Source organism: Bacillus sp. MT94 (genome assembly GCF_058792475.1).
Genome location: NZ_JBXAEZ010000002.1, coordinates 629,364 through 651,634, shown reverse-complemented (window position 1 = coordinate 651,634; position 22,271 = coordinate 629,364). Strand labels below are relative to the sequence as shown.

Below are 22,271 nucleotides of genomic sequence, written 5' to 3'. Positions count from 1 at the left end.
AGAATATGATAAAGTGAAATGGAGGAGTGAGAATATAATGAAAGAATTACAAGGGAAAATAGAAGATTATACTAGGTTCGGACAAATTCTTCTCGCTGTAAGTACATTGTTAATGGTTGGCTTGTTGATTCCGGATGGAGCAAAAGAGACAATCCAATTTTTTGTTATGATGGGGAGCATCGTTATATTTTTAAGTTTATCGTTCTTTTTCTTTCAGCGTGTGAAAGTGATGCGTGACCAGTTAGAGGAAAATGAATGTGAATAATATTGTTAACTAGAGCACGGCGAAAAGAAAGAATCTTTTTGTCGCGCTTTTTGTTTTTTGTAGAAAAATGTATGCGTTTCATGTTGACAATGATAATCCTTATCAATTAAAGTAGAATAGTAGTTAATGATTATCATTATCAATTAGAGGTGAAGGAATGAAAAAATCTATTACGCTATTTACAGCGTTTTTATCTATTTTTTTCTTGTTAATAGGTTGCAGTGCCAAAGAGGACGAAAAAGCGTCTGCAACCAAAACAGAAAAAGGAAAAGAAAAAATCGAAATTACCGACCTGTCAGGGAGAAAGGTAACATTCGATAAAGTACCAGAAAGTTTTGCAACATTAAGTATGGGAGACATGGATATTATTCATGCTTTAGGTGGAAAAGTAGTAGGTCGTCCGGATACGAAATTAACTCTTCCAGAGGAGTTAAAGAAAGCAAAAGTAATCGGGAATGCACATCAACCGAACTTTGAGCAAATTGCTAGTTTAAAGCCCGATGTACTTGTTGCTAACAATGGATTCCAAAAGAATGTGCCAACGGTTGAAGGACAGGGAACGAAAGTAATCATTTCTTCTGCGAATTCTGTACAAGATATTCAAAAGAATATTGAATTATATGGAACGGTAATGAAGAAAGAAGATAAAGCAAAAGAACTTAATCAAAAAATCAATGATCAAATGAAGAAATATGAGAAAAAGAGCGATGTGAAAGCATTGCTAGTGTATGGCGCACCAGGTACTTATTTAGCGGCATTACCAACATCTTTATCAGGTGATGTTTTAGAAAAAACAGGCGGGAAAAATATTGCTTCTGATTTTCCAGAAACGAAAGAATATCCGCAATATGCACAGCTAAGTGTAGAACGTATTATTGAGGCGAATCCAGATGTCATTTATTTAATTACACACGGAGATCCAAAAAGTGTGAAAAAAGCATTCGAAGGCGAAATGATGAAAAATGAAGCGTGGAAAAATTTAGATGCAGTAAAACAAAACCGCGTAGTTATTTTGCCACCTGATTTATTTGGATCTAATCCTGGGACAAAAGTTACAGAAGCAATGGACTTTATGTATAAAAGTATACAAGATGTAAGGAAATGATACGTATGGAAAGTAGTGAAGTAGTAAGAGAAAAGGAACATCCTTTTGCGAAAAAAAGATGGATAATAGCAGTTACTTTAGTTGTATTAACAATTCTAGGCCTCTTTTACGGACTTTTCGCAGGAAGTTTATCTTTTTCTGTACGAGACATTCTAACAGGTATACAAGATGAAGGTTCGACAGTTCATCGAATTGTATGGGATCTTCGCATACCGAGAGTTCTCGTTGGGTTTATAGTAGGAACATGTTTAGCTGCATCTGGTACACTGCTGCAAGGGGTTATGAGAAACCCTCTTGCAGATCCTGGTATTATCGGGGTTTCATCTGGGGCAGGCCTTGTAGCAATTGTCATCATGATTTTATTCCCACAGCATCTAGCTTTTTTACCACTAGGGGCGTTTTTAGGAGCTTTCATAACAGCGATGGTTATTTATGCTTTATCATGGCAAAAAGGGGCACCACCTTCAAGAATCGTCTTAGTAGGAGTGTCAATCAATGCATTAATTGGTGCAGCAACGTCAGCTTTAATGTTATTACATAGTGACAAAGTACAATCCGTGTTACCGTGGCTAGCGGGCGGCATTGGTGGTGTAAGTTGGGCACATTTAAACATGATTATTTATTATGCAATATTCGCCATTATATTAGCTTTCTTTGGTATTAAGCATATTCGAGTGTTAATGCTTGGAGATGAAATGGCAAAACTATTAGGACATAATGTGGAAAAAAGTCGGTTTTATTTAATCGTAGTAAGTACATTATTAGCTGGAATTGCGGTAAGTGTGTCTGGTCTTATTGGATTTGTCGGTCTTGTCGTACCACATATGCTACGTTTATTAGTTGGAAATGATTATAGATATTTGCTACCTTTATCATGCCTTGGCGGCGGGGTATTACTTGTTTTTGCGGATGCAATAGCTCGAAGTTGGTTTGACCCAATCGAATTGCCTGTTGGTATTTTACTGTCCTTCTTAGGTGGTCCTTTCTTCTTATATTTAATTCATAGAGGAGGAAAACAACGTGATTTCCGTTAACAAAGTGTTTTATGCACACTCTGAAAGATTTCAAATGCAAAATATGAATGTACATATTAAGGCTGGAGAAATCGTTAGTTTAATTGGTCCGAATGGATCGGGAAAATCTACTTTGCTTCGTTTAATAGCAAGGCTACTGAAACAAAGCGAAGGGGACATCATTTTAGATGGGAAAAATATTCATATGATGAAGAGTGCTGATGTAGCGAAGCAATTAGCGATGTTACCACAAATGCATGATCATCAATTAGATTTGACAGTGAAAGAACTAATTGAGTTCGGAAGAGGTCCACATAAATCATGGAGTAGCCGCTTAAATAAAGAAGATGAAGAAATTGTTGATTGGGCATTGTCTGTTACAAATCTTGAAGGGTATGAATATCGTCTTTTACATTCTTTATCAGGAGGGGAACGGCAACGTGCTTGGATTGCGATGACGCTAGCGCAACGTACAAATGTCTTATTATTGGATGAACCAACAACCTTTTTAGATATCGTTCACCAGTTGGAAGTAATGGAACTTGTGAAACGATTAAATGAGGAGTTTGGAATGACAATTATAATGGTTTTACATGACATTAACCAAGCTGCTCAATATAGCGATCGTTTACTCGTATTAAAGCGAGGAAAGATTCAGTATGATGGTATACCAGAAGAAGTACTATGCCATGAAATGTTTCAACATGTATTTGGCATAGATGTAGATATTTTTCAAGGAAATGACAAACCGTTTTTTACACCGAAACGAATTTCTAGAAGGGGAGAAGAGCGATGCAAACAGAAGAGCGTATTACCACTGAATTAGTAAGAGAATTTGTTATGGCAGCTCACGGGGATTTAGAGAAAGTACAAGAGCTATTGGTTGAATCACCAAGCTTACTTCACGCCTCTTATAATTGGGGTGGATCAGATTGGGAAAGTGCGTTAGGCGCATCGGCACATGTAGGTCGTAAAGATATTGTTCTTTATTTACTAGAAAAGGGTGCTCGGATGGATATTTTTGCAGCAGCTATGCTTGGTGAATTAGAAGTTGTACAAGCTATTTTAGTAGCTCAACCAGAAGCATTGCGTGCATCTGGCCCTCATGGTATTTCTCTTCTTCAACATGCACGAATGGGTGGAGAGAAATCTAAGCGTGTATATGATTATTTAGCAATACTATCTTAATGAACGAAGGAAGTTCTTATGTGCGGTAAACTTTTCACTTGAAACAATTGGAAAGTTTACCGCCCGTTAGAACGGGATAAGTATCTAGTATATTTGAAAATCCTACACCCCCCTCAATTGTAGTTTTCTTTATGCTAGTTATGATATGGATGCAGTGGACAATATTTGTCTACTGCTTTTTTTAGTTATTAAGAATGAATATTCTGTATTTTATCGTTGGTTCATTTATCCCGCTATTTTCCAGGCAGTAAGACTCCCGCCTAAAAATTCGGCTAAAGCAAAGAAGTTAGACGGGAGATCCACTGCCCGTAAACGCCTAGTTGGTGAAGGCTAATAATCAGTGGGGATGAACAAAATTTCCCACTGATTAAAGTTTCACTTTATAATAAATAGTAACATTTCGTATACACACAAAACGTGATCGTGAAATGAAGAAAAAATTAGTGGAAAGGAGTGCCAGCATGTTTCATACAGAACGTTTACAAATTCGCAAATATACAATGGATGATTTACAGTTCTACGCTTCACTATGGGGGAACGAGAAGGTAATGCGTTATATTGGAAATGGGACGTTAAAAACATATATGCAGTGTAAAAAAAGTCTGGAGGAATGGGTGATTCCTAGCTATAAAAACGGTCTCGGTTTATTTGTATTGATTGAAAAGGAAACGGGAACAAGAATTGGTCATGCAGGGCTGGTAAAGCAGAAGATAGATGGAAAAGAGGAAATTGAAATTGGTTATTGGTTACTTCCTCAGTATTGGGGAAAAGGGTATGCAAAAGAAGCGGCGGCAGCATTTCGTGACTATGGTTTCCAAGCATTACGAATGAATAAATTAATTTCTCTTATTAATCCGAATCATCCCGCCTCAATATTTGTTGCTAGAAAAACCGGGCTCAGCTATGAGAAAACAACGTCATTTCATGGAATCGATGTTCTAGTTTATTCTATTAAGCGTGTTGGATGAAAAAATTACTTTTTTAAAGGTAAATTGCATTTTTTGAAGAATGGTATATGAAAATAAAGGGAGGGGTTACATGTACATTTATCATAATGGACTTATTATTCGTGAGGGAACGAGTAGCGTACCAGCATATGCAATTAAAGCTTTGTTTGAAGATGCTGGTTGGAGTAATGATAATATCCCTTCTTGGCAAATTGAAAAATTTACGATAGCATTCGAAAATTCAACATGGGCTTTCACAATTTGGGATGAGGAAGAGATGGTTGCGATGGTTAGAGTCATTTCTGATGGAATTATGATTGCGAACATAGTAAATTTAGTTGTGAAGTGTGAATATAGAGGGAAGGGATTAGGTAAGAAGCTTGTAGCTCTTTGCCTGCAAAAACTTCCCCACGGTGATTGGTTTGCGCATACATCAGCGAACAATTTTGATTTTTATAGAAGTTGTGGATTTGAAGTTAGAGAGCTATCGAGAAATGGAACATGTGCGTATTATGGATACCAAGTCGCGAAAAGAGATGGTCACCGATAAATGAATGGAAAGTAAAAAAGTATAGCGAGGTAATTTTGAGACTTTTGATAATAGAGAATGGATTGAGGCTCGTTTTATGATAAAATAAAAGAAAATTCTGTTTATTATTAGGGGGATAAAAATGAGTGTAAAAGCTGGGGATGTATTTAAATATGAAAGAAGATTTACTGAGGAAGAAGTTTTTGAATTTGCAAATATTACCGGTGATAAAGGTAGACACCATGTGGAATACGATGAAAATGGAAGATTAATGGTTCATGGTTTATTGACTGCTAGCATTGGGACGAAAGTGGGAGAAGAGTTACATTACATAGCAAGAGAATTAGTAAGTGAGTTTATTAGACCAGTTTTCACAGGAGATACGATCACTTGTGAACTAACTTTAACAAATGTTGAGCAAATGGAAGGCTATAAAAAAGTTTCAATCGAGTCAGTTTATCGCAATCAGCATGAAAAGACTGTACTAGTTGGGACAAGTTATGGAATTATAAGGGGATAAAAAAGAAGCCTGTTTAACAGGCTTCTTTTTTTATTATTTAATAAACACGTTTTCGATTTTCCGCATAACTAGAGATGAGTAATAATGCAGTTTCTTCTCCTATATTACGAACAATATGAGGAACGCATGCATTCCATGAGAAAGAATCACCTTCTTCTACAATTGCAATATCTTCACCGTGCTGAACTTCTAGTTTTCCGCGTAATACAAGGTGACATTCTTCCCCTTCATGGGCATTTGGTGAGTTTTCTTTCGGGAATCCAGTAGGGATTTCTACTAAAGATAGGCGAAGGCCCCCTTGCTCCGCAACATGTTCAATTCTTTGCTCATCTTTGCCGTATACACTGTATTTCCGTTCTTCTTTTTTGACAATTTTTAATCGATCTTTTTGCTCTAACAATAAATAGGGAAGGGGAACGTTTAAAAAATTGGAGATCGTTTCTAAAGTTGAGATAGATGGTGATGTTTTATTATTTTCAACCTGACTCATAAATCCTTTAGAAAGACCTGTTCCCTCGCAAATTTGTGCAATTGTTATGCCTCTACGTTGACGAATTTCACGTATTGCAGAACCAATATTCATAAAATCAAGCTCCTTTTTGTAAACAACTATTTGTATCATAGCAAAAAAAATATATTTTTTCCCAGTGAAAATGAATTGACGAATAAAAAAAATTAGTGTATGTTTTGTAATGTAAATAAAAGTTTTGTATAAGAAAACTATAAAGGAGAGAATGAAATGAATCAACATATTGGTAACTTAATTATTCGTATCGTGTTAGGGGTAACATTCTTCATGCACGGTTTAACAAAATTCCAATCAGGAATTGACAATATTGCAGGATGGTTTACAAGTATTGGTTTACCAGGAGGACTTGCATACGGTGTAGCAACGTTTGAATTAGTTGGAGGTCTATTATTAATTCTAGGTTTAGGTGTAAGATATATTGGATTATTATTTGCACTTGTTATGGTTGGAGCAATCGTAAAAGTGAAATGGTCAGCTGGTTTATTGGGAGATGGAAAAAATCCTGGTTTCGAATTAGAACTTGCATTATTAGCAATGGGTGCATACTTATTTGTTGCAAAAGCTGATGGTTTTGTAGATAATTTCTTAAAAGAAAAAATGTCAAAAAAGAACTAATTTAAATGGGGGGGCTAACAAGATGAGTTTTCAACTTCATCCCGATACAACACTTGATGTTGTTCATTTATACGTATCTAATGTAAAGAAATCACTAGAGTTTTATACGGAAGTACTAAGTATGAAGGTGCTAAGAGAAGAAGAAGCAGTCGTTACATTTGGGAATGAAAATGATGAACCACTTCTTATCATTGAAGAAAAGAAAGAAGCTTTTCCGAAGCAAAGAGGAAGAACAGGGTTATATCATTATGCAATTTTATTACCAAGTAGACAGGATTTAGCGAATGTTCTTCGTCATCTTGTAGAGATGGTATATCCACTACATGGCGGAGCCGATCATTACTTTAGTGAAGCTCTTTATTTAGCTGATCCAGATGGAAACGGGATTGAAATTTATCATGATCGACAAAAAGAAGTTTGGCGTGATGAGAATGGAGAACTCCCATTTGTTAGTAACCCGTTAGCTGGTGAAGAATTATTACAGCAAGGAAGTACATGGAATGGCTTTCCAGCTGGTACTGTGATGGGGCATATTCATTTTCATGTAGCTGATTTAGAGGAAGCGAAACGTTTCTATGTTGATGGTCTTGGTTTTGAAGTAACGATTCCAGCTCGTAATGGAGCATTGTTCGTATCTGCAGGTGGTTATCATCATCATATCGGTTTAAATACATGGCAAGGTGAAGAGGTACCATCGCAAATGCCAGGTTCTGTTGGTTTGAAATATTTCACAGTTGTACTAGCGAATGAAAAACAAAAAGAGCAAGTATGTGAAAGCTTAAAAAATATTGGCAAGATTGCTACGTACAAAGATGGAATATTACAAGTCGAGGATCCATTTGGACATTGTATCCATTTCAAAATAAAAGGAGAAGCCTAAAAAGGCTTCTCCTTTTATTTTCTTATAATTGCTTTTTCGTTTTGTAAAAATAGTTCATCAAATTGTTTTGCAAGCTCAAAATCTAGTTTCGTTAAACCTTTTGCATTCCAAGATGACAAAGTAATAATAACTGCTTTATACTGGATAAGGATAAATGGATGGTGATTATGTTCTTCTGATAGTTTGGCGGCTTCAGAGACAAATTCGACTCCTTTTAAGTAGTCGGAAAACATATATTTTCGTTCAATCCATTTCTCATCTTTTACCATCCATTTATCTACCTTCAATAATTCTTCGTGAACTTCTTCTTCAGTTAATCTTAGCATCATTTTTCACATCCTTTACTGGAAGTAACGCAAGACCATTGTTAATAAGGCGTGTTACAGCTTCGTCAGTTGTGAAAGTAGAAAGTTGATGTAGTAATGCTGCCGATGTTTCATGCCCTTTGTTATGCTCTAAAAGTAACTCTAATACTTCAAGGCGCAGCAACCATTCTTTCGCATAAAATTTATTTAATACTTCTTGAATTGCTACTAATTGATCGATATGCGCGTCGTGTAAAATCCCCTCACTTCGAATATCTCGAACTGTTTGATACATACGTTCAAGTTCATTCAGTACAAGTGGAGCAGGAATTTCGTGAACTTCTTCATCCATTGGGAAAAATGCTGCGGCATCTGCGGCACCTGGGAATACTGAAGTGATTTGTGAGCCAACAGCCATATCAAATGCGCCCCATGAAGCATCAAATAAAACGCGGGCGTTATAAGTAACTGTGCAATCGATAAAGGAAATAAGAGCAATTTTCTTATCGTTTTTTACAATATCTGTTACTGTTCCTTTTACATGAATACCACTTGCAAAAGTAAACTCAGCGATAGTTCCAATTGTAATTCCTAATGATTGTAGTTGTTCGTCTGTACAATTTTCTAATGCAATATTTTCAGTGAGTAATCCAATCGGTGTTCCAAATCCGTCACTGTGTACAGAAGTAGAATGATTTGCTAACTGTTTATTATGAAGCGCTAATGCCGTTGGCGAATTTGTTCGCATGTAAATTAATTCACCTGCATCGTTTTCAATTGTCTCGCTAAATGTACCTGTAATTTGTAATCCACTATTTAGCTCAGCTGTTGCATAGTTCTCAGAGCGAATTGCTTTTTCTAAACCTTCTTTTCCACCTGTTTTAAAGGCCATTGTTTTAGAAAATGTTTCAAGCGCATCTGTTAATTCTTCAAAGGATTCACAAACAAATAGTTGTGGTTGCATTTTTGTTACGTCATAAGTTGTCCCTATACATGCTTCGATAGAAAATGGAACCTTTTCTACAGCGTCTGTTAAGCAATGTTTGCTTTCGCCAACAGAAGAAAGGAGACCAGCACCATATATCTTTGGATCATCTATATTTCCGATCAATCCATATTCTACTGTCCACCAGAAAAGACGTGAAATTTGTTCAGCTTCTGATAAACCAGAAACTAAGTTTTGTTTTTCAATTACAGCATTTTCAGCAGCCTTAACTTCATCAGGAGTAGAAGTAGGGCTTTCTTTCACTATCGTTAATGTACGAACAGCTTCAAATGCATCATGTTCTTCTTTTGTAGAGAAAGCTTTTGCACCAATTTGCCCAAAACGTTTCACATATTTTGCATATGTAGGATCAAGTAAAATCGGTGCGTGTCCTGCGGCTTCGTGTACGATATCTGGAGCTGGTGTGTACTCGATATTTTCTACTTTCCGAATATCTGTTGCGATCGGTAGTAATCCGTGTCCTTGAAAATCGAAGAATGCTACGCCGGGAATAAGTCCGTCAATCGTTACAGCGCCCCAGCCACTTGGTGCCAAACACTCATTCATTTCTTCTACTTTTGGAATTGCATCTATATTAATACCAGATGATTGTAGTCCGTTCACATAGGCTGGATGAGCAACGTCTTTTAAGAAGCTATGATTTTGTCTCATAATGTAACGCCACACAGCGTGATTCACCGGTGTGTATTGATCATAATGTTGTGTGGATACGAATGGTTTTAAATGCGATGGAATTTCTGTTTTCTTTGTCATTTAGACATCCTCCTTTTTTTCTATAAAATTGAATATCGATTTCGTATAGCTTGTATCACCTCCCTTCATTATTTGTAAGCGCTTATAAAATTTTATCATAAGATTCGGAATTATTTAACATCTGTTTCTGTGAGAAATAGAAAAAGCCCCTATCGGAAAATCCGATAGGGGCGAAAGAATCGCGGTACCACCCTATTTGTAAGTGAAAATATACTTACATCTCAATTAATGATAACGGAAAAATTCCGTCTTTTCCTTCATGCATAAAAGCACTACGAAAAAGAAGCTCCAGAATTGTAATTCATACTTATATATGTGCTAATTTCCACCGACCATTAGCTCTCTGTAACAGGGATATAAGATACTACTGCGATTCTTTCAACGCGTATATATGAAATTGTGTAAGAGGATGGACGCAAAAAAGTCCCTATCGGAAAATCCGATAGGGACGATAAAAATCGCGGTACCACCCTATTTGTAAACAACTAATTGTTTACCACTCACTTTACGATAACGGAAAGATCCGTCTTTCTCTTCATGCATAAAAAGCATTACGGGAAAGAAGCTCCAGAATTGTAATTCACGCTTGTATATGTACTGATTCGCACCAACCATCAGTTCTCTGAGACAGTGATATAAGTCGCTACTAGTATTCCTTCAAAGCCGATATATAATTCGTTCAACTAAACTATGTTTTGTATTATAAAACTATATTAAAAAAATTGTCAACAAAAATTTTTTATCCCGTGTTAATGAGCAGTAAAATTCCTACCTCAAAATTCGGTTGGAGCAAAGAAGTGAGATGGGAGATTAACTGCCCGTAACTCCCGATTGGTGAAGGGTAATAATCAGTGGGGATGAACGAAATCTCTACTGATTAAAGTTTCACTTTATTTCACTTCTAAATTAACAGTTAAATTAGAGGTATTGCCAGCTGCATCAGTTGCTACAATGTGAATAGTATTTTTCCCTTCTTGTAATTGAGTGCGATCGAAATAAATGCCATAGCTTTTCTCCCAAGGGTTCAGGAATGCCTGGTCCCATACACCATTTCCGTTAATTTCATATTGCATTCTCACTGGAATACCAGGTGCTATCCAACCAGATTCTGACATCCAATCTAGTAGAATATCATCAACTTTTCCTCTAATTACGAGATTTTCTTGGTCAACTTCGTATGTTAACTTAGGTGCAGTTCGATCAAGAAATACAGCAGCTGTTTGTTTTGTTTCTCCGCCAGAATTAGAAGCAACTGCTTCGATTTGATATAGCCCGTCAGCTAAAGGAGTTCCATCGGTTTTTGTACCATTCCATTTGAAAGGTTTGTATCCAGGAGTTGCATTTTTAGCTTGATGGATAATCCCTTGATACGTTACACGTTCTTTCGTAACTAAATTTGCATGCAATGTTACATCATCCACAGGCGCAACTAAATAGTAGTTGATGAGATTATCATCTAGTACGTGGTCGCCATTTGGGCTAAAAGTAGAATTAATAATTTCAAGTCCATCGATACGTTTATAATCTTTAGGATCGATACTAAATGTGAATGGAATTCGAATTTCTTCTTTTGCCCCTTGTTCTTTTACATATACATTTCCAGTATACACACCTTGTGGTAGTGAGCTATCTACAGTGATAGTAAATGGTTTTTCGGTACTACTATTCGGTTGAATGCTAATCGATGAAGGGACAGAAGCTTTTACTTTTGTGTTTGTGTTTGCATCTAGTAACTCCACACGAGTTGAAAAACTTTTCTTTTTACTAGAAAGGTTTTGTAATGTAACATTTTGCGTCAGTTTTACTTTTCCGCTATTTGGCTTAATAAGACCAAAGCTGACATTCTTAGGTTTTACTAATACATTTGTTTGAGCTGCTTTCGGAATGTTAATTAAACCTGATCCTTGTGCCATAACAGGGTATGTATTTTCATTGACATCATGTAATGTTTTTGCATTGTTAGCAAGAGCCGCTTTCAATTGTTCTGTCGTCCAATCAGGATGCATTTGACGCAAGAGGGCAACCGCTCCAGCTACTTGCGGAGCAGCCATACTTGTTCCGTTATGCGATTCATAGCCGCCTCGCGGTACTGTACTAGTAATTTGTACTCCAGGTGCAACAACATCAGGCTTTATTAGCCAACTTCCTTGTGATGGTCCTCTTGAACTAAAGTTACCGATAAGTTCTGTTTGCTTTGGTTGTCCAATTTTTATATTTTTCTTTCGTTTTGTAATTAAAGTTTTTAATTCTTCCCCATTTGTATTTGATAATTGCATTACTGGGACAGCTAGATGTTCACGTGAAAAATATTCCGGCATCATATTAATTTCTTTTTCGCTAGAGATTAATAACACACCAAGTGCCCCAGCTTGCTTCGCTTGTTCTGCTTTTACTAATGTACTAGAAGTACCTTGTAAAATAAGTGCGAATTTCCCTTTCACATCTTGTTTTACATAATCACTTGGATTGCCATAACCAACGTATACAAGAGGGGAATCATTTCCTATTGGAAAATCGGATTTTGATAACGGTAACCCTTGATATGTTTTGCTGGAACCAGCTACTTGGAATGTTGGAAACGGGATAGAAACCGTAGATGCTCCAACAGAAATGACACTACTTGCGTTACCGGGAGCATCAACAGACCAAGGTTTTGGTCCGTCATTTCCATTTGAAACGACAGTAGTAACACCAAGTTTCGCTGCTCGTTCTAACGTTAATGTTACAGGCTGATCAGGTACATTTAAATCCTGCCCAAGGGAGAGGTTTAACACATCTGCACCATCTTGAATCGCTCGCTCAATCCCTTGGATAATATCATCTGTTGTACCAGTTCCACCGTCATTCATTACACGATAGGCTAGAATAGAAGCGTTTGGAGCAACGCCTTTAATTTTTCCATTACCCGCAATAATTCCAGCTACATGAGTACCATGTACGTTACCATCCATTGGATCGCTATCTTCATCAACCGTGTCATATCCACCGATATAATTTGCCTTTAAGTCAGGGTGTGTATAGTCTACGCCAGAGTCGATAATGGCTACTTTCATGCCTTTTCCATCAAGCGGTTTGCCAGATGGATCTTTTAAATTCCACGCTTCAGGTGCACCAATTGTCGGTCCACCGATATTTGGTGCTTCTTCGTTAATAGTACTTTTTGATGTTTCATGCAATTTATATGTTAAGTTCGGATAGACTGCTTTTACTTCAGGTAAAGAGGCAAGAGAGGTAATTTGATCTCCAGGAACTGAAATAGAGAATCCGGAAAATAACGTATTATACACTTCTTTAATTTTTGCACCAGGTGCTTTTTCTTTTATTTTCTTAGTCGTATCTTCTTGTGCTTTTTTTAGCTCAGCATGATAAGACTGCGCATTACTATTTTGTAAATCTGGAGCATGCTGAATATTACTTTGAGCAGCGAGAGGTGCATGTTGCAATTCTACAATTACTGATATTTCTTTTGTTGTTTTCGTTTCAACATTTTGAGCAATTTTATGTTCTCCCCACTGTTCAATCGTTGTTTTTAATTGTGGACTAAATTGCTTCTCCTTTTGTAGTGATTCAGCATGAGTGCTTAAAGCTCCAAAACTAGAAAAGACAAGCGCCATGCTTAATAGTGTAGATGTAGTTTTTTTCATTGATACTCCCCCTAATAAAAAAGTGCTAATATTCAGAAATAAAATCTTACATTTTAGTTAGAACTTATAAATATAAATGTTGGCTAAACTATACTTTCGACATAATTCATACCAATCCTCTATGAATTGAAAGTTTCTTGGGAAATTTTTTCTGATTATGTCGAATCGATATTTTTCACATATTGTAGGAAGAAAGTGAGGAATGCTATGAGGGAAATGGAGTGATGGTATGAAAAGGCTAATAGTAAGTGGTAGTGTAGTGTTGTTTATGTTTTTATGTTCTATCGCTATTACTAGCGCAGAAAATAATAGTGTGAAAGTTGCTTTTATTCGTCATCATAACCTTTGGATTAAAGTTGATGGGAAAGAAAAACAACTTACAAAAGGAGAGAACATAACAGGGCCAAAGTGGTCACATGATGGAGAATGGCTGGCATATGTAAAAGGGGAGAAACAAAATATTCTTGAGTTATATCGGCTGAAAGATGGAAAGAAAGTTACGCCGTTTCACTCAGAAGCATCGAATTATCAATGGTCACCAACAGAAAATATAATTGCATTTATATTTACAGGTACATTGAATACATTTGATGTAGAAAAAAAGAATGCAGATTTTGAAAATGTATCGGCTGGTGTGGGTGATTATGCATGGTATCCTGATGGAAAGAACTTTCTTGTATCCTCTGAAGCGCACTTACTTCCAACAGGATGGACAGGGGCTCAGCTATATGAAGTGCAAAAAGATGCACATATGAATCCTCACAAAATGAAGCATTTGTATGCATTGCCAAATGAACATGATGATTTTCTAGCGCTAGTAGCAAGTGGCTTTAAGTGGTCACCAGATCAAAAGTGGATTTCATTTTTAGCGGTACCGACAGCTTCATGGTCAGCTGATAGTAATACGCTTTGCTTAGTTCGAGCAGATGGTAGTCGGTTTGAAATAGTAGATCAAATGCTATTAAATACAGAATGGTTCAAATGGGCGCCATCAAAAAACATATTGGCTTATATTGAAGGAAGCGGGAGAGTTGCATTAGAGAATAAACATTTAAAAATAAAAGAACTGCCAGCACTCCAGCAGCAAACATTTACGCCGAAAGGATATGTGGATTGGGATTTTACATGGAAGAACGATAATGTAATTATCGTTTCACGAGCAAAAGAGGGAGGGTTTGAAACTCTGCCAGAAAAAAGGCCATTCCCATCTTTATATGAGATAAATAGCACAAGCGATAAACAATATCAAATTACAAAGTCATCTAATAAGCAAGGCGATTATCATCCAATTTTCATGAAGAAGAGCAATCAATTAATATGGATACGTTCAGATCGTAAGAAAGCTAATATATGGATAGCTCATAGTGATGGAAAACATGAAAAAAAGTGGATTGAAAATGTAGATATACCAGAGTGGTATTATGAGAAATGGAATTGGGAAAATGTTATCTCGGTGAAAGAAGAATAAAAAACTGCCTAAAAGATTGTTTTAGGCAGTCTTTTACTGTTATTTATGTGTTTTATTTGGCTTTTTTTTCGCTGGGTTTCCGTTCCCTTGGCGCTTTCTATTTTGTTCATCTTTTGCTTGTTTTTCATGTAGTGTATCTAAAAATTCATTCGAGTTACTCATGTTTATATCTCTCCTTTCATTTTGTCATGATTACTATAACCATTTAGGAGGATAATCATGAGTTAGAAGTTAGGCACTTAATTTTCTTCGATAATGTAAGTAAAATATTCCATACATAACAAATAGCATGAGTAAAACTTTTAACTCTACATTTGCCTTTAAAATAGCTGCGATAGGGTCTGGTAAGTACGGTGATTTATCATTTGTGCTTAAACCTAACCATTTATTTAAGAGGCTAATGGTACAAAACATAAAAACACCGGACCAGCTTGCCGTAATTGCTTTTTGTTTCACGTTCATCATCTGTAATCCAAGGATTAGCAGTTTTATCACTACTAAAGAAGCCGTTTATATATCCCCATATAATCATTCCAATAAAGACAATTATCCATTTCATATATGTAATTCTCCTTTCGGTGTAAAAAGTATTTTACATGTAATATTGTAATATTTTACAAACCTTCGTGTTAAACATTTTTTACATATCGGTTTTTATACAGCAGGAATAAAGAATGCAATAGGGAAGAAATATGTGTGAGGATTTTATAGTAAGAGGAGACTGAATATGAAAATCGTTTTTGTTCGGCATGGTGAAGGTGAACATACAACGGATTTAACAGAAAGTTTACAAGTGTTTGACCCACCATTGACGAGAGTAGGAAAGGCTCAAGCTAAATTACTTCAACGTGATGTATCATTACAAGAAACGGATATATTAATTGTTAGTCCTACACTTAGAACTTTACAAACGGCGACAATATGGAGTGCGAAAGTAGCTTGTCAAAAAATAGTCCATCCATATGTATCTCCGCGTATTTTTCCTTATCGAGAAGGAGCGAAAACATTACCGTGCGATTATATAGTAGATCAGGAAATGATAACAAAGTTATTTCCGCATTTTTCGATAGAGAAAAGCTCAAATAATCAGTTATGGAAGGAAGGTATAAACACTATTTCAGAGAATAGTTTTCAGCAAATAGTAGATGAATTTCTTCTTTGGTGTTATGAACTGGGTGCGGAAAGAATTTGCATTGTATCTCACGATGGAACAATTACAGCATATAGGCAATATTTACAGAAAGTCGTTTTAACTAGATCAGATTTTTTGAAAGAAACAGGTATATATGAAATGGATTTATCCCATAAAAGTCTGATTGATAAGGGCTGATTATAGGATGGAGGTTGTTTGTTGAATATTGCATTAGTAGTTGGTTTTAATTCGGATTTAGAGGCGCAATCAATACGAGCATCTCTTGAGTATTTTGGTGCAAGAGTTGTGACATATTGGATTGGTAGACCGAAAGATTTTGTGGAAGTTCTTTCTGGAAAGAACTTATTTAACGATATTAATTATATTATTTTTTGCTTTCATGGTGAAGAAGGGAAGTTTGTCATGGAAGAGTTAGGCGAAGAAGTATATGAACAAGATGAACCGAGAGGGTATTTTGGTAAAGCAGAAATTTATAAATATGCAAAATTGCATAATACACATATTGTAAATAGCGGGTGCACATTAGGGGAGCAAAAACTTGCAAAATCTTTTTTACATAGTGGTGCGAAATCATATATTGGATCGATTGATTATGTAGATGGAAATGCAGCACTTATGTTTACTATACGCTTATTTTATGGGGTTATTAACCATGGGAAAACGTTAGAAGAAGCGTTTCAAGAAGCGAGTTTAATTGATGAGGAGACACATACATTTCGATTCTATAATTAGTGTGAAACACGTTTATTCTATATTCGAATAAACGTGTTTCACATTTAACTCACATTTTTTTTACGTTTTTTTCAATGAAAATGGTTATCACTTGTGGTATGATATGTTCAAGTTTTTACAGGTAATAAAAGTTACTATATAAACGTTAGTTTTTAATGTTTCATACGCATGTCACAGATTATTCATAATTAACGTTTGAAAAATAAGTAACTAATGTTATTATATTATCTGTAACTAACTTAATTACAACTTTAGGAGGAAGATATGGTTATTCAATTTTTAAGAGAAAACAAAGCAGTTTCTTTTGTATTAGCAGTAATTCGAGTATATCTTGGTTACACATGGTTAATGGCTGGAATCGGTAAACTACAAGGAAAAGGATTCGATGCAACAGGTTATTTGCAAGGCGCAATTGAAAAATCTAAAGGTGCACAACCGGCTGTTCAATCTTGGTGGGCATCATTCTTACAAGAATTTGCAATTCCAAATGTAGATTTGTTTAATACACTTGTAACATGGGGAGAAATTTTAGTAGGAATTGGTTTAATTGTAGGCTGTTTAACAAAAACAGCGGTCTTTTTTGGTCTTGTAATGAACTTTTCCTATATGTTTAGTGGGTCAATTGGTGTGAACCCTGAGATGGTTATCTTATCTATGTTTGTTCTTGTTGCCGGTATGAACGCTGGGAAATTTGGAATGGATGGCTTTGTTATCCCGAAAGTATTAGGATCAAAAACTCAAAAACGCCAAAAGCAAGCTGCTTAATATATGAAAACGGGTATCTCAAAATGAGATACCCGTTTATGTTATTTTTCAACTTTGATCGGATTGTTCTTAAAGAAGTCTTGTACATACCCGACAAATTCTTGTGGTTCTTGGCGAAATGGTGCATGATAACCTTTTTCAATAATATGTAAAGTGCTATTTTTTAAGAATTGATGATACGTTTCTCCTTCTTTCCAAGAAACGCTACTATCATTTCTGCCCCATATAATTAAAGTCGGCTGTTTCATTTCATTCGCATTAATTTTAAGACGTCTAGGCCATAGTTTCATTTTGTTATAATGCTCTTCATCGTTACGTTTGAATTTCACTTTGCTCTCATCATAATCAGTAATAGAAGAAACGGCATTTAAATCAGTCGGCAATTGTGGTTTTGGTGAGCCTTGTTTAGTAACGAATGTATGAGGACCACCTGTAGCATCAGTTAAAATAAGGTGAGTAACTGCTTCAGGATATAAATATGTTAAATTTAGAGAAATTTCTCCCCCCATGGAATGCCCCAGTATTGCGAATGAATCATACCCTAGTTTTTTCATTAATTTATAATACAAATTTGCATGAGTTGGAAAAGAATAATAAAAATCCATTGGCTTAGATGAGCGCCCGAATCCTAAAGCATCTACAGAAATAATTGTATGATCTTTTGCTAAATCGGAGTAAATCTTTTGAAAACCATCTGATGACCCTCCAAAGCCATGAATCATAAGTAAAGGTGGTTTTTCATTACCAATCTTTTTAAAGTAAATGGTTTGACCATCTATTTCTACCATTTTTTCCTCGGTAGCTAGTTTAGCTGTAATTGTATTTTTCACTTGCTTTACTTGTTCTACTGGCTTTTCTGCTGCACTACATCCTACTAATAGTGTAAGAGTAAGACAACCTACCATGAAATAGCTAAATCGCTTCAATTAGGTGTCTCCTTTCTAACATAACGCTGTATCTATCATAGCAAATAGCATATTACGATTTCCAGGAAGTTGGCTACCATTTTTTATCATAAGAGGTGAAAGGAGCGTTTCTTGGAAATTTTCTGTTTGAAGAAATTTACGAAATATAAATTGTGAATGTGGGACATCAATTCGTACTATACCATTCCAACATTCACATATCTTTTTTAATAATTGAATAGCATCTTCTTCTTGCTTGGCGATAAGTGGATGGATACATAATATATTGCCCTTTTGTATGCATAATGAAAAAGCTTCTATACGGTTATTTCTTTCAATTTTAAAAGCGTGTATGGCCCTTGGTAATAGCAAAGAGTAAAGTAGAGAACGATTCACACCAGTTGCAATTTGATCAAGAGAAGTAAGAGATATAAGGTCTTCTTCTTGTACTTGTTGTAAGTGAGAAGGATACGTCTTAGTAGTTTGCTTTTCAAAACGATGAATTGTTGTTGCTGTTTGAAATCCACATGATGTGTATAGAGGTTCGCCAGCTTTTGTCGCAATAAGTGCAATTGGTTGTTTTGGATGAATTTGTTCCAAGCAATGATTTAGCAACATGCGCCCTATTCCTCGTCCTTGAAAATTAGGGTGAACGATTAACATACCAATGGAAGTGAAGTTACTTGTAAAAGGAAATACTCCTCCAGTCGCAATGAGTTTGTTTTCATGAATATAACCTACAAGTGTGCCGATAGAAAGATACATTTCGAATTGCTTTTTCATAAAAATTTCATCGTGTAACCATCCAACAGATTTGCAAAGATTAAGTAATTCAAAAATAAAAGACTCATTTAGCTTTACTATTTTCATAAAGGCTCACCGCATTTCTATTTAATTTCATAAAAATAGAGTCAAAATGTAAAAAAAAGAGATTTACGTTAAATGAAATCCAACCTGTTTATATTTAAATTGTAAAGGGCAGGATGGCTGATACGAAGAGACAAAGTTATACAAATTATAACTGATATTTACATAAGTTAACAAAAAATTTACATACAGCTAATTTTCTCTTAATAGTCTTCCATTAAATTTGATAGTGGGAAATGAATAACCTAATTAGGGGGACAAGACAGTGAAAAAGTTTGTGAAAAAAGCATGGCCATTTGCAGTTGTGGCATCATTAGCAGTTACTTCGGTAGCAACATGGAATTTTACTCGTTCTAGTGAGGTTAATGCAGATGAGAACGGAAGCAATGCAAAGATTAAAAATGTTATCGTATTAATTGGGGATGGTATGGGCCCTTCATATATGACGGCTCACCGTTATATGAAAGATAATCCAAAAACCTTTGAAATGGAATCTACAGAATTTGATAAGCATCTTGTAGGAACACAAAAAACATACCCAGAAGATGAGCATGAAAATATTACAGACTCTGCATCAGCAGCAACAGCTATGTCAGCAGGGATTAAAACATATAATGCTGCAATTGCAGTTGATAATGATAAAGCGGAAGTGAAAACGGTTCTTGAGCAAGCGAAAGAAAAAGGGAAATCAACGGGACTTGTTGCAACTTCTGAAATTACACATGCAACACCAGCTGCTTTCGGTGCGCATGACATTAGCCGTAAAAATATGGACGCAATTGCAAATGATTATTTTGATGAGAAAATTAAAGGGAAGCATAAAGTAGATGTTATGCTTGGCGGCGGCGTAAAGAACTTTGTTAGAAAAGATCGTAATCTTACAGAAGAGTTTAAGAAATCTGGTTATAGCTATGTAACGGATCGAGATCAATTGTTAAATGATAAAAATGATCAAATTCTTGGTTTATTTGCACCAGGTGGATTAGATAAAATGATTGACCGTAATGATAAAACACCTTCATTAGAAGAAATGACTAATGCAGCAATTGAGCGTTTGAACAAAAATAAAAATGGTTTCTTCTTAATGGTGGAAGGAAGTCAAATCGACTGGGCTGGACATGATAATGATATCGTTGGTGCAATGAGTGAAATGGAAGACTTCGAAAAAGCTTTCAAAGCAGCGATTGAGTTTGCGAAAAAAGATAAAAATACGTTAGTTGTTGCAACGGCAGACCACGCTACAGGTGGATTATCTTTAGGGGCCAATGGCGAGTATAACTTTAAAGTAGATCCAATTAAAGCTGCAAAACGCACACCAGACTTTATGGCAAATGAGATTGCAAAAGGTGCAAATGTAGAAGAAACATTGAAAAAGTATATTGATTTACAATTAACTCCAGAAGAAATTCAAGCTGTAAATGATATAGCTCCGTCAAAAGATGTAACAAAGATTGATAATGCAATTGAAGATATTTTCAATAAGCGCTCGGTTACAGGCTGGACAACTGGTGGACATACAGGGGAAGATGTGAACGTGTATGCATTTGGTCCAGGTAAATACTTATTCTCAGGCGTTCAAGAGAATACAAATATAGCGAAACGTGTCTTTGATATTGTTGGCGGTGGCGATCCGAATAAAGGAAGACGTTAATTAAGAGCGAAAGTGAGGCGAAATGCCTCACTTTTCTTTTTAGGAGTTGGGAATATGGAAAAAATATTTAGGAAATTAAGATTCCTTCTAGTGTTTGTAGTATTACTAGTTGGATGTCAACAAGAAGAGAATAACGTAGAACAAAAATCTACTACTAAAAAATCTGAGGAAAAGGTACAAATAACAAAAGAAGAAGAGAGATCTATTCAAGATGTTATTACTACATTTGTGCGAACGACGAATGAAAAAAATCTTGCAGAACATATGGAGTTATTTTCAAAGAAGATGCCTAGTGCTGAAGACTTAAAAACACAAAAAGAAGCCGCATTTCAAAAGGGAAATAAGAAGATTGAATTGGAACATATAGATATGAAAGCTAGTAAAGTAGGGTATGTTATTGTTGAAACGAAAGAAAAGGAAGTAGACGATAGTGTCACTCTTCAAAAGAAAGTACAGTACGCTCTTGGAAAAGAAGATGAGAAATGGAAGATTGAAGAGGTTCGCACGATAGAGAAAAAATAACGTGAAACTTTAATAAGCGTGGGAGTCACACCTCCAAAAAAATGGTATAAAAAAGGTTCTCATTGGCGAGAACCTTTTTTTATAGTGGTAGCATAATTTGATTTGAGCATGCCTCAATATCATCAATATCTTGACGAATTGTGGCCATTTTATTATCAAGATCTTCAGCTTTCATTGCTGCATCATGTAGTTCATCTTTTAAATACTCCGGTATTTTCCCTTCATATTTATAATAAAGTTTGTGTTCTAAACTTGCCCAAAAGTCCATTGCCAGTGTACGTAACTGAATTTCTGCAAATACATCTTTTGTACCAGAATTCAGTGATAAAGGATATTTAATAATCATGTGTAAACTTTTATAACCGTTTCGTTTTGGGTTAGCGATATAATCTTTTACCTCTATGATTTCCATATCTTCACGCTTTTGAATGACTTCTTTTAAATGATAAATATCTTCTACGAAGCAACATGTAATACGAATACCAATAATATCTTGTAAATGCGTTTGGGCATTTTCAACTGTCGGTAATAAATTTTTACGTTCAAGCTTTTTAATAATACTTTCAGGTTGTTTTAGTCTTGTTTTTATATGTTCAAACGGGTTGTAATCCTCTAAAAATTGAGCTTCCCGGTTCATAATTTCAAATTTAGTTTTTAACTCTTCTAAAGCAAATGTATATGGTAATACAAAAGCTTTCCAGTAGTTAACTGTTGATTGATTATATTCCATTTATATACACACCTTTTCCTATTTACAAGTGAGGTTGTTATTATACTAAATACCAAATCATATAAGCACAAGCAGCAAATGATGAGATCATAAAGCGATATTTAGTTTTCATACTTTCAACTCCTTTCGAGTAAGATTCTATATAAATAAACGTGATTGTTAATAAGTTCACTATGTAC

At 35.5% G+C, this 22,271-nt stretch carries 24 protein-coding genes, 1 pseudogene and 2 other annotated features; of the genes and pseudogenes, 16 read left to right on the top strand and 9 right to left on the bottom strand.

Going from position 1 to position 22,271, the window contains the following annotated elements; genetic code table 11:
• Positions 1 to 37: 37 nt before the first annotated feature.
• The 8 genes from AC1Q51_RS09130 (at position 38) to AC1Q51_RS09095 (ending at position 5,567) form a co-directional block, all read left to right on the top strand.
• The gene (locus AC1Q51_RS09130; RefSeq protein ID WP_000661454.1) at positions 38 to 265 is read left to right on the top strand and encodes a YrhC family protein; all 228 of its coding nucleotides are present in this window, start codon (positions 38 to 40) and stop codon (positions 263 to 265) included.
• 157 nt (positions 266 to 422) lie between these two features.
• Entirely contained in the window at positions 423 to 1,370 is a 948-nt protein-coding gene (locus tag AC1Q51_RS09125) for an ABC transporter substrate-binding protein (RefSeq protein ID WP_000748441.1), read from the top strand.
• Between the two features lie 5 nt (positions 1,371 to 1,375).
• On the top strand, positions 1,376 to 2,404 hold the full coding sequence (locus AC1Q51_RS09120) for a FecCD family ABC transporter permease (protein WP_002082127.1): 1,029 nt from the start codon (positions 1,376 to 1,378) through the stop codon (positions 2,402 to 2,404).
• Positions 2,391 to 3,209, top strand: coding sequence for an ABC transporter ATP-binding protein (locus AC1Q51_RS09115; RefSeq protein WP_000626528.1), 819 nt, complete (start codon positions 2,391 to 2,393; stop codon positions 3,207 to 3,209). The genes AC1Q51_RS09120 and AC1Q51_RS09115 overlap by 14 nt, the downstream gene beginning before the upstream one ends.
• Positions 3,176 to 3,571, top strand: a complete 396-nt coding sequence (locus AC1Q51_RS09110) for an ankyrin repeat domain-containing protein (protein WP_001192767.1) — start codon at positions 3,176 to 3,178, stop codon at positions 3,569 to 3,571. Before AC1Q51_RS09115 ends, AC1Q51_RS09110 begins: the two co-directional genes overlap by 34 nt.
• Positions 3,572 to 3,999: 428 nt before the next feature.
• The gene (locus tag AC1Q51_RS09105; protein WP_002024815.1) at positions 4,000 to 4,539 is read left to right on the top strand and encodes a GNAT family N-acetyltransferase; all 540 of its coding nucleotides are present in this window, start codon (positions 4,000 to 4,002) and stop codon (positions 4,537 to 4,539) included.
• A gap of 70 nt (positions 4,540 to 4,609) precedes the next feature.
• A complete protein-coding gene (locus tag AC1Q51_RS09100) occupies positions 4,610 to 5,068 on the top strand; it encodes a GNAT family N-acetyltransferase (protein ID WP_000276127.1) in 459 nt (152 codons plus the stop codon).
• 121 nt (positions 5,069 to 5,189) lie between these two features.
• Positions 5,190 to 5,567: a hotdog family protein gene (locus tag AC1Q51_RS09095; RefSeq protein ID WP_000111564.1), complete on the top strand. Its 378-nt coding sequence runs from the start codon at positions 5,190 to 5,192 to the stop codon at positions 5,565 to 5,567.
• A 37-nt stretch (positions 5,568 to 5,604) separates the two neighbouring features.
• On the opposite strand, the gene AC1Q51_RS09090 is transcribed toward AC1Q51_RS09095, so the two are convergent.
• On the bottom strand, positions 5,605 to 6,150 hold the full coding sequence (locus tag AC1Q51_RS09090; protein WP_001020693.1) for a helix-turn-helix domain-containing protein: 546 nt from the start codon (positions 6,148 to 6,150) through the stop codon (positions 5,605 to 5,607).
• Between the two features lie 156 nt (positions 6,151 to 6,306).
• On the opposite strand from AC1Q51_RS09090, the gene AC1Q51_RS09085 reads away from it, so the two are divergent.
• On the top strand, positions 6,307 to 6,711 hold the full coding sequence (locus tag AC1Q51_RS09085; protein WP_001071553.1) for a DoxX family protein: 405 nt from the start codon (positions 6,307 to 6,309) through the stop codon (positions 6,709 to 6,711).
• A gap of 22 nt (positions 6,712 to 6,733) precedes the next feature.
• Entirely contained in the window at positions 6,734 to 7,591 is an 858-nt protein-coding gene (locus tag AC1Q51_RS09080) for a VOC family protein (RefSeq protein WP_097821483.1), read from the top strand.
• A 14-nt stretch (positions 7,592 to 7,605) separates the two neighbouring features.
• Here the strand turns inward: AC1Q51_RS09080 and AC1Q51_RS09075 are convergent, their stop codons facing one another.
• From AC1Q51_RS09075 to AC1Q51_RS09065, 3 genes are all read right to left on the bottom strand, one after another.
• A complete protein-coding gene (locus AC1Q51_RS09075) occupies positions 7,606 to 7,920 on the bottom strand; it encodes a 4a-hydroxytetrahydrobiopterin dehydratase (RefSeq protein WP_000979537.1) in 315 nt (104 codons plus the stop codon).
• Entirely contained in the window at positions 7,901 to 9,655 is a 1,755-nt protein-coding gene (locus AC1Q51_RS09070; RefSeq protein ID WP_000163188.1) for an aromatic amino acid hydroxylase, read from the bottom strand. Before AC1Q51_RS09070 ends, AC1Q51_RS09075 begins: the two co-directional genes overlap by 20 nt.
• 163 nt (positions 9,656 to 9,818) lie before the next feature.
• Positions 9,819 to 10,046: a binding site (T-box leader), on the bottom strand.
• 50 nt (positions 10,047 to 10,096) lie between these two features.
• Positions 10,097 to 10,325 (bottom strand) — a binding site (T-box leader).
• Positions 10,326 to 10,545: 220 nt separating this feature from the next.
• Positions 10,546 to 13,299 (bottom strand): S8 family serine peptidase, encoded by a 2,754-nt coding sequence (locus AC1Q51_RS09065; RefSeq protein WP_492331467.1) that lies wholly within the window; start codon positions 13,297 to 13,299, stop codon positions 10,546 to 10,548.
• Positions 13,300 to 13,528: 229 nt separating this feature from the next.
• Between AC1Q51_RS09065 and AC1Q51_RS09060 the strand changes: the two genes are divergently transcribed.
• A complete protein-coding gene (locus AC1Q51_RS09060; RefSeq protein WP_025118464.1) occupies positions 13,529 to 14,767 on the top strand; it encodes a TolB family protein in 1,239 nt (412 codons plus the stop codon).
• Between the two features lie 39 nt (positions 14,768 to 14,806).
• Here AC1Q51_RS09060 and AC1Q51_RS09055 read toward each other — a convergent pair whose 3' ends face one another.
• Together AC1Q51_RS09055 and AC1Q51_RS09050 are read right to left on the bottom strand one after the other, a co-directional pair.
• Positions 14,807 to 14,929: a DUF4023 domain-containing protein gene (locus tag AC1Q51_RS09055; RefSeq protein WP_000071866.1), complete on the bottom strand. Its 123-nt coding sequence runs from the start codon at positions 14,927 to 14,929 to the stop codon at positions 14,807 to 14,809.
• A gap of 69 nt (positions 14,930 to 14,998) precedes the next feature.
• Positions 14,999 to 15,326 (bottom strand): annotated as a pseudogene (locus tag AC1Q51_RS09050) (phosphoglycerate mutase).
• Positions 15,327 to 15,494: 168 nt separating this feature from the next.
• Here AC1Q51_RS09050 and AC1Q51_RS09045 point away from each other — a divergent pair.
• From AC1Q51_RS09045 to AC1Q51_RS09035, 3 genes are all read left to right on the top strand, one after another.
• Positions 15,495 to 16,097, top strand: a complete 603-nt coding sequence (locus tag AC1Q51_RS09045) for a phosphoglycerate mutase family protein (protein ID WP_053563628.1) — start codon at positions 15,495 to 15,497, stop codon at positions 16,095 to 16,097.
• An 18-nt stretch (positions 16,098 to 16,115) separates the two neighbouring features.
• The gene (locus AC1Q51_RS09040) at positions 16,116 to 16,652 is read left to right on the top strand and encodes a hypothetical protein (protein WP_025118463.1); all 537 of its coding nucleotides are present in this window, start codon (positions 16,116 to 16,118) and stop codon (positions 16,650 to 16,652) included.
• A 264-nt stretch (positions 16,653 to 16,916) separates the two neighbouring features.
• On the top strand, positions 16,917 to 17,417 hold the full coding sequence (locus AC1Q51_RS09035) for a DoxX family protein (protein ID WP_000236608.1): 501 nt from the start codon (positions 16,917 to 16,919) through the stop codon (positions 17,415 to 17,417).
• A 41-nt stretch (positions 17,418 to 17,458) separates the two neighbouring features.
• Here the strand turns inward: AC1Q51_RS09035 and AC1Q51_RS09030 are convergent, their stop codons facing one another.
• Positions 17,459 to 18,343, bottom strand: coding sequence for an alpha/beta fold hydrolase (locus tag AC1Q51_RS09030; RefSeq protein ID WP_000819813.1), 885 nt, complete (start codon positions 18,341 to 18,343; stop codon positions 17,459 to 17,461).
• A gap of 15 nt (positions 18,344 to 18,358) precedes the next feature.
• Entirely contained in the window at positions 18,359 to 19,192 is an 834-nt protein-coding gene (locus tag AC1Q51_RS09025; protein WP_100910409.1) for a GNAT family N-acetyltransferase, read from the bottom strand.
• Between the two features lie 262 nt (positions 19,193 to 19,454).
• Between AC1Q51_RS09025 and AC1Q51_RS09020 the strand changes: the two genes are divergently transcribed.
• Both AC1Q51_RS09020 and AC1Q51_RS09015 read left to right on the top strand, forming a co-directional pair.
• A complete protein-coding gene (locus tag AC1Q51_RS09020) occupies positions 19,455 to 20,840 on the top strand; it encodes an alkaline phosphatase (RefSeq protein WP_000714908.1) in 1,386 nt (461 codons plus the stop codon).
• A gap of 54 nt (positions 20,841 to 20,894) precedes the next feature.
• Positions 20,895 to 21,362, top strand: coding sequence for a hypothetical protein (locus AC1Q51_RS09015; protein WP_090977040.1), 468 nt, complete (start codon positions 20,895 to 20,897; stop codon positions 21,360 to 21,362).
• A 79-nt stretch (positions 21,363 to 21,441) separates the two neighbouring features.
• On the opposite strand, the gene AC1Q51_RS09010 is transcribed toward AC1Q51_RS09015, so the two are convergent.
• Positions 21,442 to 22,092, bottom strand: a complete 651-nt coding sequence (locus AC1Q51_RS09010; RefSeq protein ID WP_000456218.1) for a GTP pyrophosphokinase — start codon at positions 22,090 to 22,092, stop codon at positions 21,442 to 21,444.
• Between the last annotated feature and the right edge of the window lie 179 nt (positions 22,093 to 22,271).

Excerpts from the sequence above, each read along its gene's own strand:
- AC1Q51_RS09130 (WP_000661454.1), top strand. The coding sequence starts at position 38 with ATGAAAGAATTACAAGGGAAAATAGAAGATTATACTAGGTTCGGACAA.
- AC1Q51_RS09125 (WP_000748441.1), top strand. The coding sequence starts at position 423 with ATGAAAAAATCTATTACGCTATTTACAGCGTTTTTATCTATTTTTTTC.
- AC1Q51_RS09120 (WP_002082127.1), top strand. The coding sequence starts at position 1,376 with ATGGAAAGTAGTGAAGTAGTAAGAGAAAAGGAACATCCTTTTGCGAAA.
- AC1Q51_RS09110 (WP_001192767.1), top strand. The coding sequence starts at position 3,176 with ATGCAAACAGAAGAGCGTATTACCACTGAATTAGTAAGAGAATTTGTT.
- AC1Q51_RS09105 (WP_002024815.1), top strand. The coding sequence starts at position 4,000 with ATGAAGAAAAAATTAGTGGAAAGGAGTGCCAGCATGTTTCATACAGAA.
- AC1Q51_RS09100 (WP_000276127.1), top strand. The coding sequence starts at position 4,610 with ATGTACATTTATCATAATGGACTTATTATTCGTGAGGGAACGAGTAGC.
- AC1Q51_RS09095 (WP_000111564.1), top strand. The coding sequence starts at position 5,190 with ATGAGTGTAAAAGCTGGGGATGTATTTAAATATGAAAGAAGATTTACT.
- AC1Q51_RS09090 (WP_001020693.1), bottom strand. The coding sequence starts at position 6,150 with ATGAATATTGGTTCTGCAATACGTGAAATTCGTCAACGTAGAGGCATA.
- AC1Q51_RS09085 (WP_001071553.1), top strand. The coding sequence starts at position 6,307 with ATGAATCAACATATTGGTAACTTAATTATTCGTATCGTGTTAGGGGTA.
- AC1Q51_RS09080 (WP_097821483.1), top strand. The coding sequence starts at position 6,734 with ATGAGTTTTCAACTTCATCCCGATACAACACTTGATGTTGTTCATTTA.
- AC1Q51_RS09075 (WP_000979537.1), bottom strand. The coding sequence starts at position 7,920 with ATGATGCTAAGATTAACTGAAGAAGAAGTTCACGAAGAATTATTGAAG.
- AC1Q51_RS09070 (WP_000163188.1), bottom strand. The coding sequence starts at position 9,655 with ATGACAAAGAAAACAGAAATTCCATCGCATTTAAAACCATTCGTATCC.
- AC1Q51_RS09065 (WP_492331467.1), bottom strand. The coding sequence starts at position 13,299 with ATGAAAAAAACTACATCTACACTATTAAGCATGGCGCTTGTCTTTTCT.
- AC1Q51_RS09060 (WP_025118464.1), top strand. The coding sequence starts at position 13,529 with ATGAAAAGGCTAATAGTAAGTGGTAGTGTAGTGTTGTTTATGTTTTTA.
- AC1Q51_RS09055 (WP_000071866.1), bottom strand. The coding sequence starts at position 14,929 with ATGAGTAACTCGAATGAATTTTTAGATACACTACATGAAAAACAAGCA.
- AC1Q51_RS09045 (WP_053563628.1), top strand. The coding sequence starts at position 15,495 with ATGAAAATCGTTTTTGTTCGGCATGGTGAAGGTGAACATACAACGGAT.
- AC1Q51_RS09035 (WP_000236608.1), top strand. The coding sequence starts at position 16,917 with ATGGTTATTCAATTTTTAAGAGAAAACAAAGCAGTTTCTTTTGTATTA.
- AC1Q51_RS09025 (WP_100910409.1), bottom strand. The coding sequence starts at position 19,192 with ATGAAAATAGTAAAGCTAAATGAGTCTTTTATTTTTGAATTACTTAAT.
- AC1Q51_RS09015 (WP_090977040.1), top strand. The coding sequence starts at position 20,895 with ATGGAAAAAATATTTAGGAAATTAAGATTCCTTCTAGTGTTTGTAGTA.
- AC1Q51_RS09010 (WP_000456218.1), bottom strand. The coding sequence starts at position 22,092 with ATGGAATATAATCAATCAACAGTTAACTACTGGAAAGCTTTTGTATTA.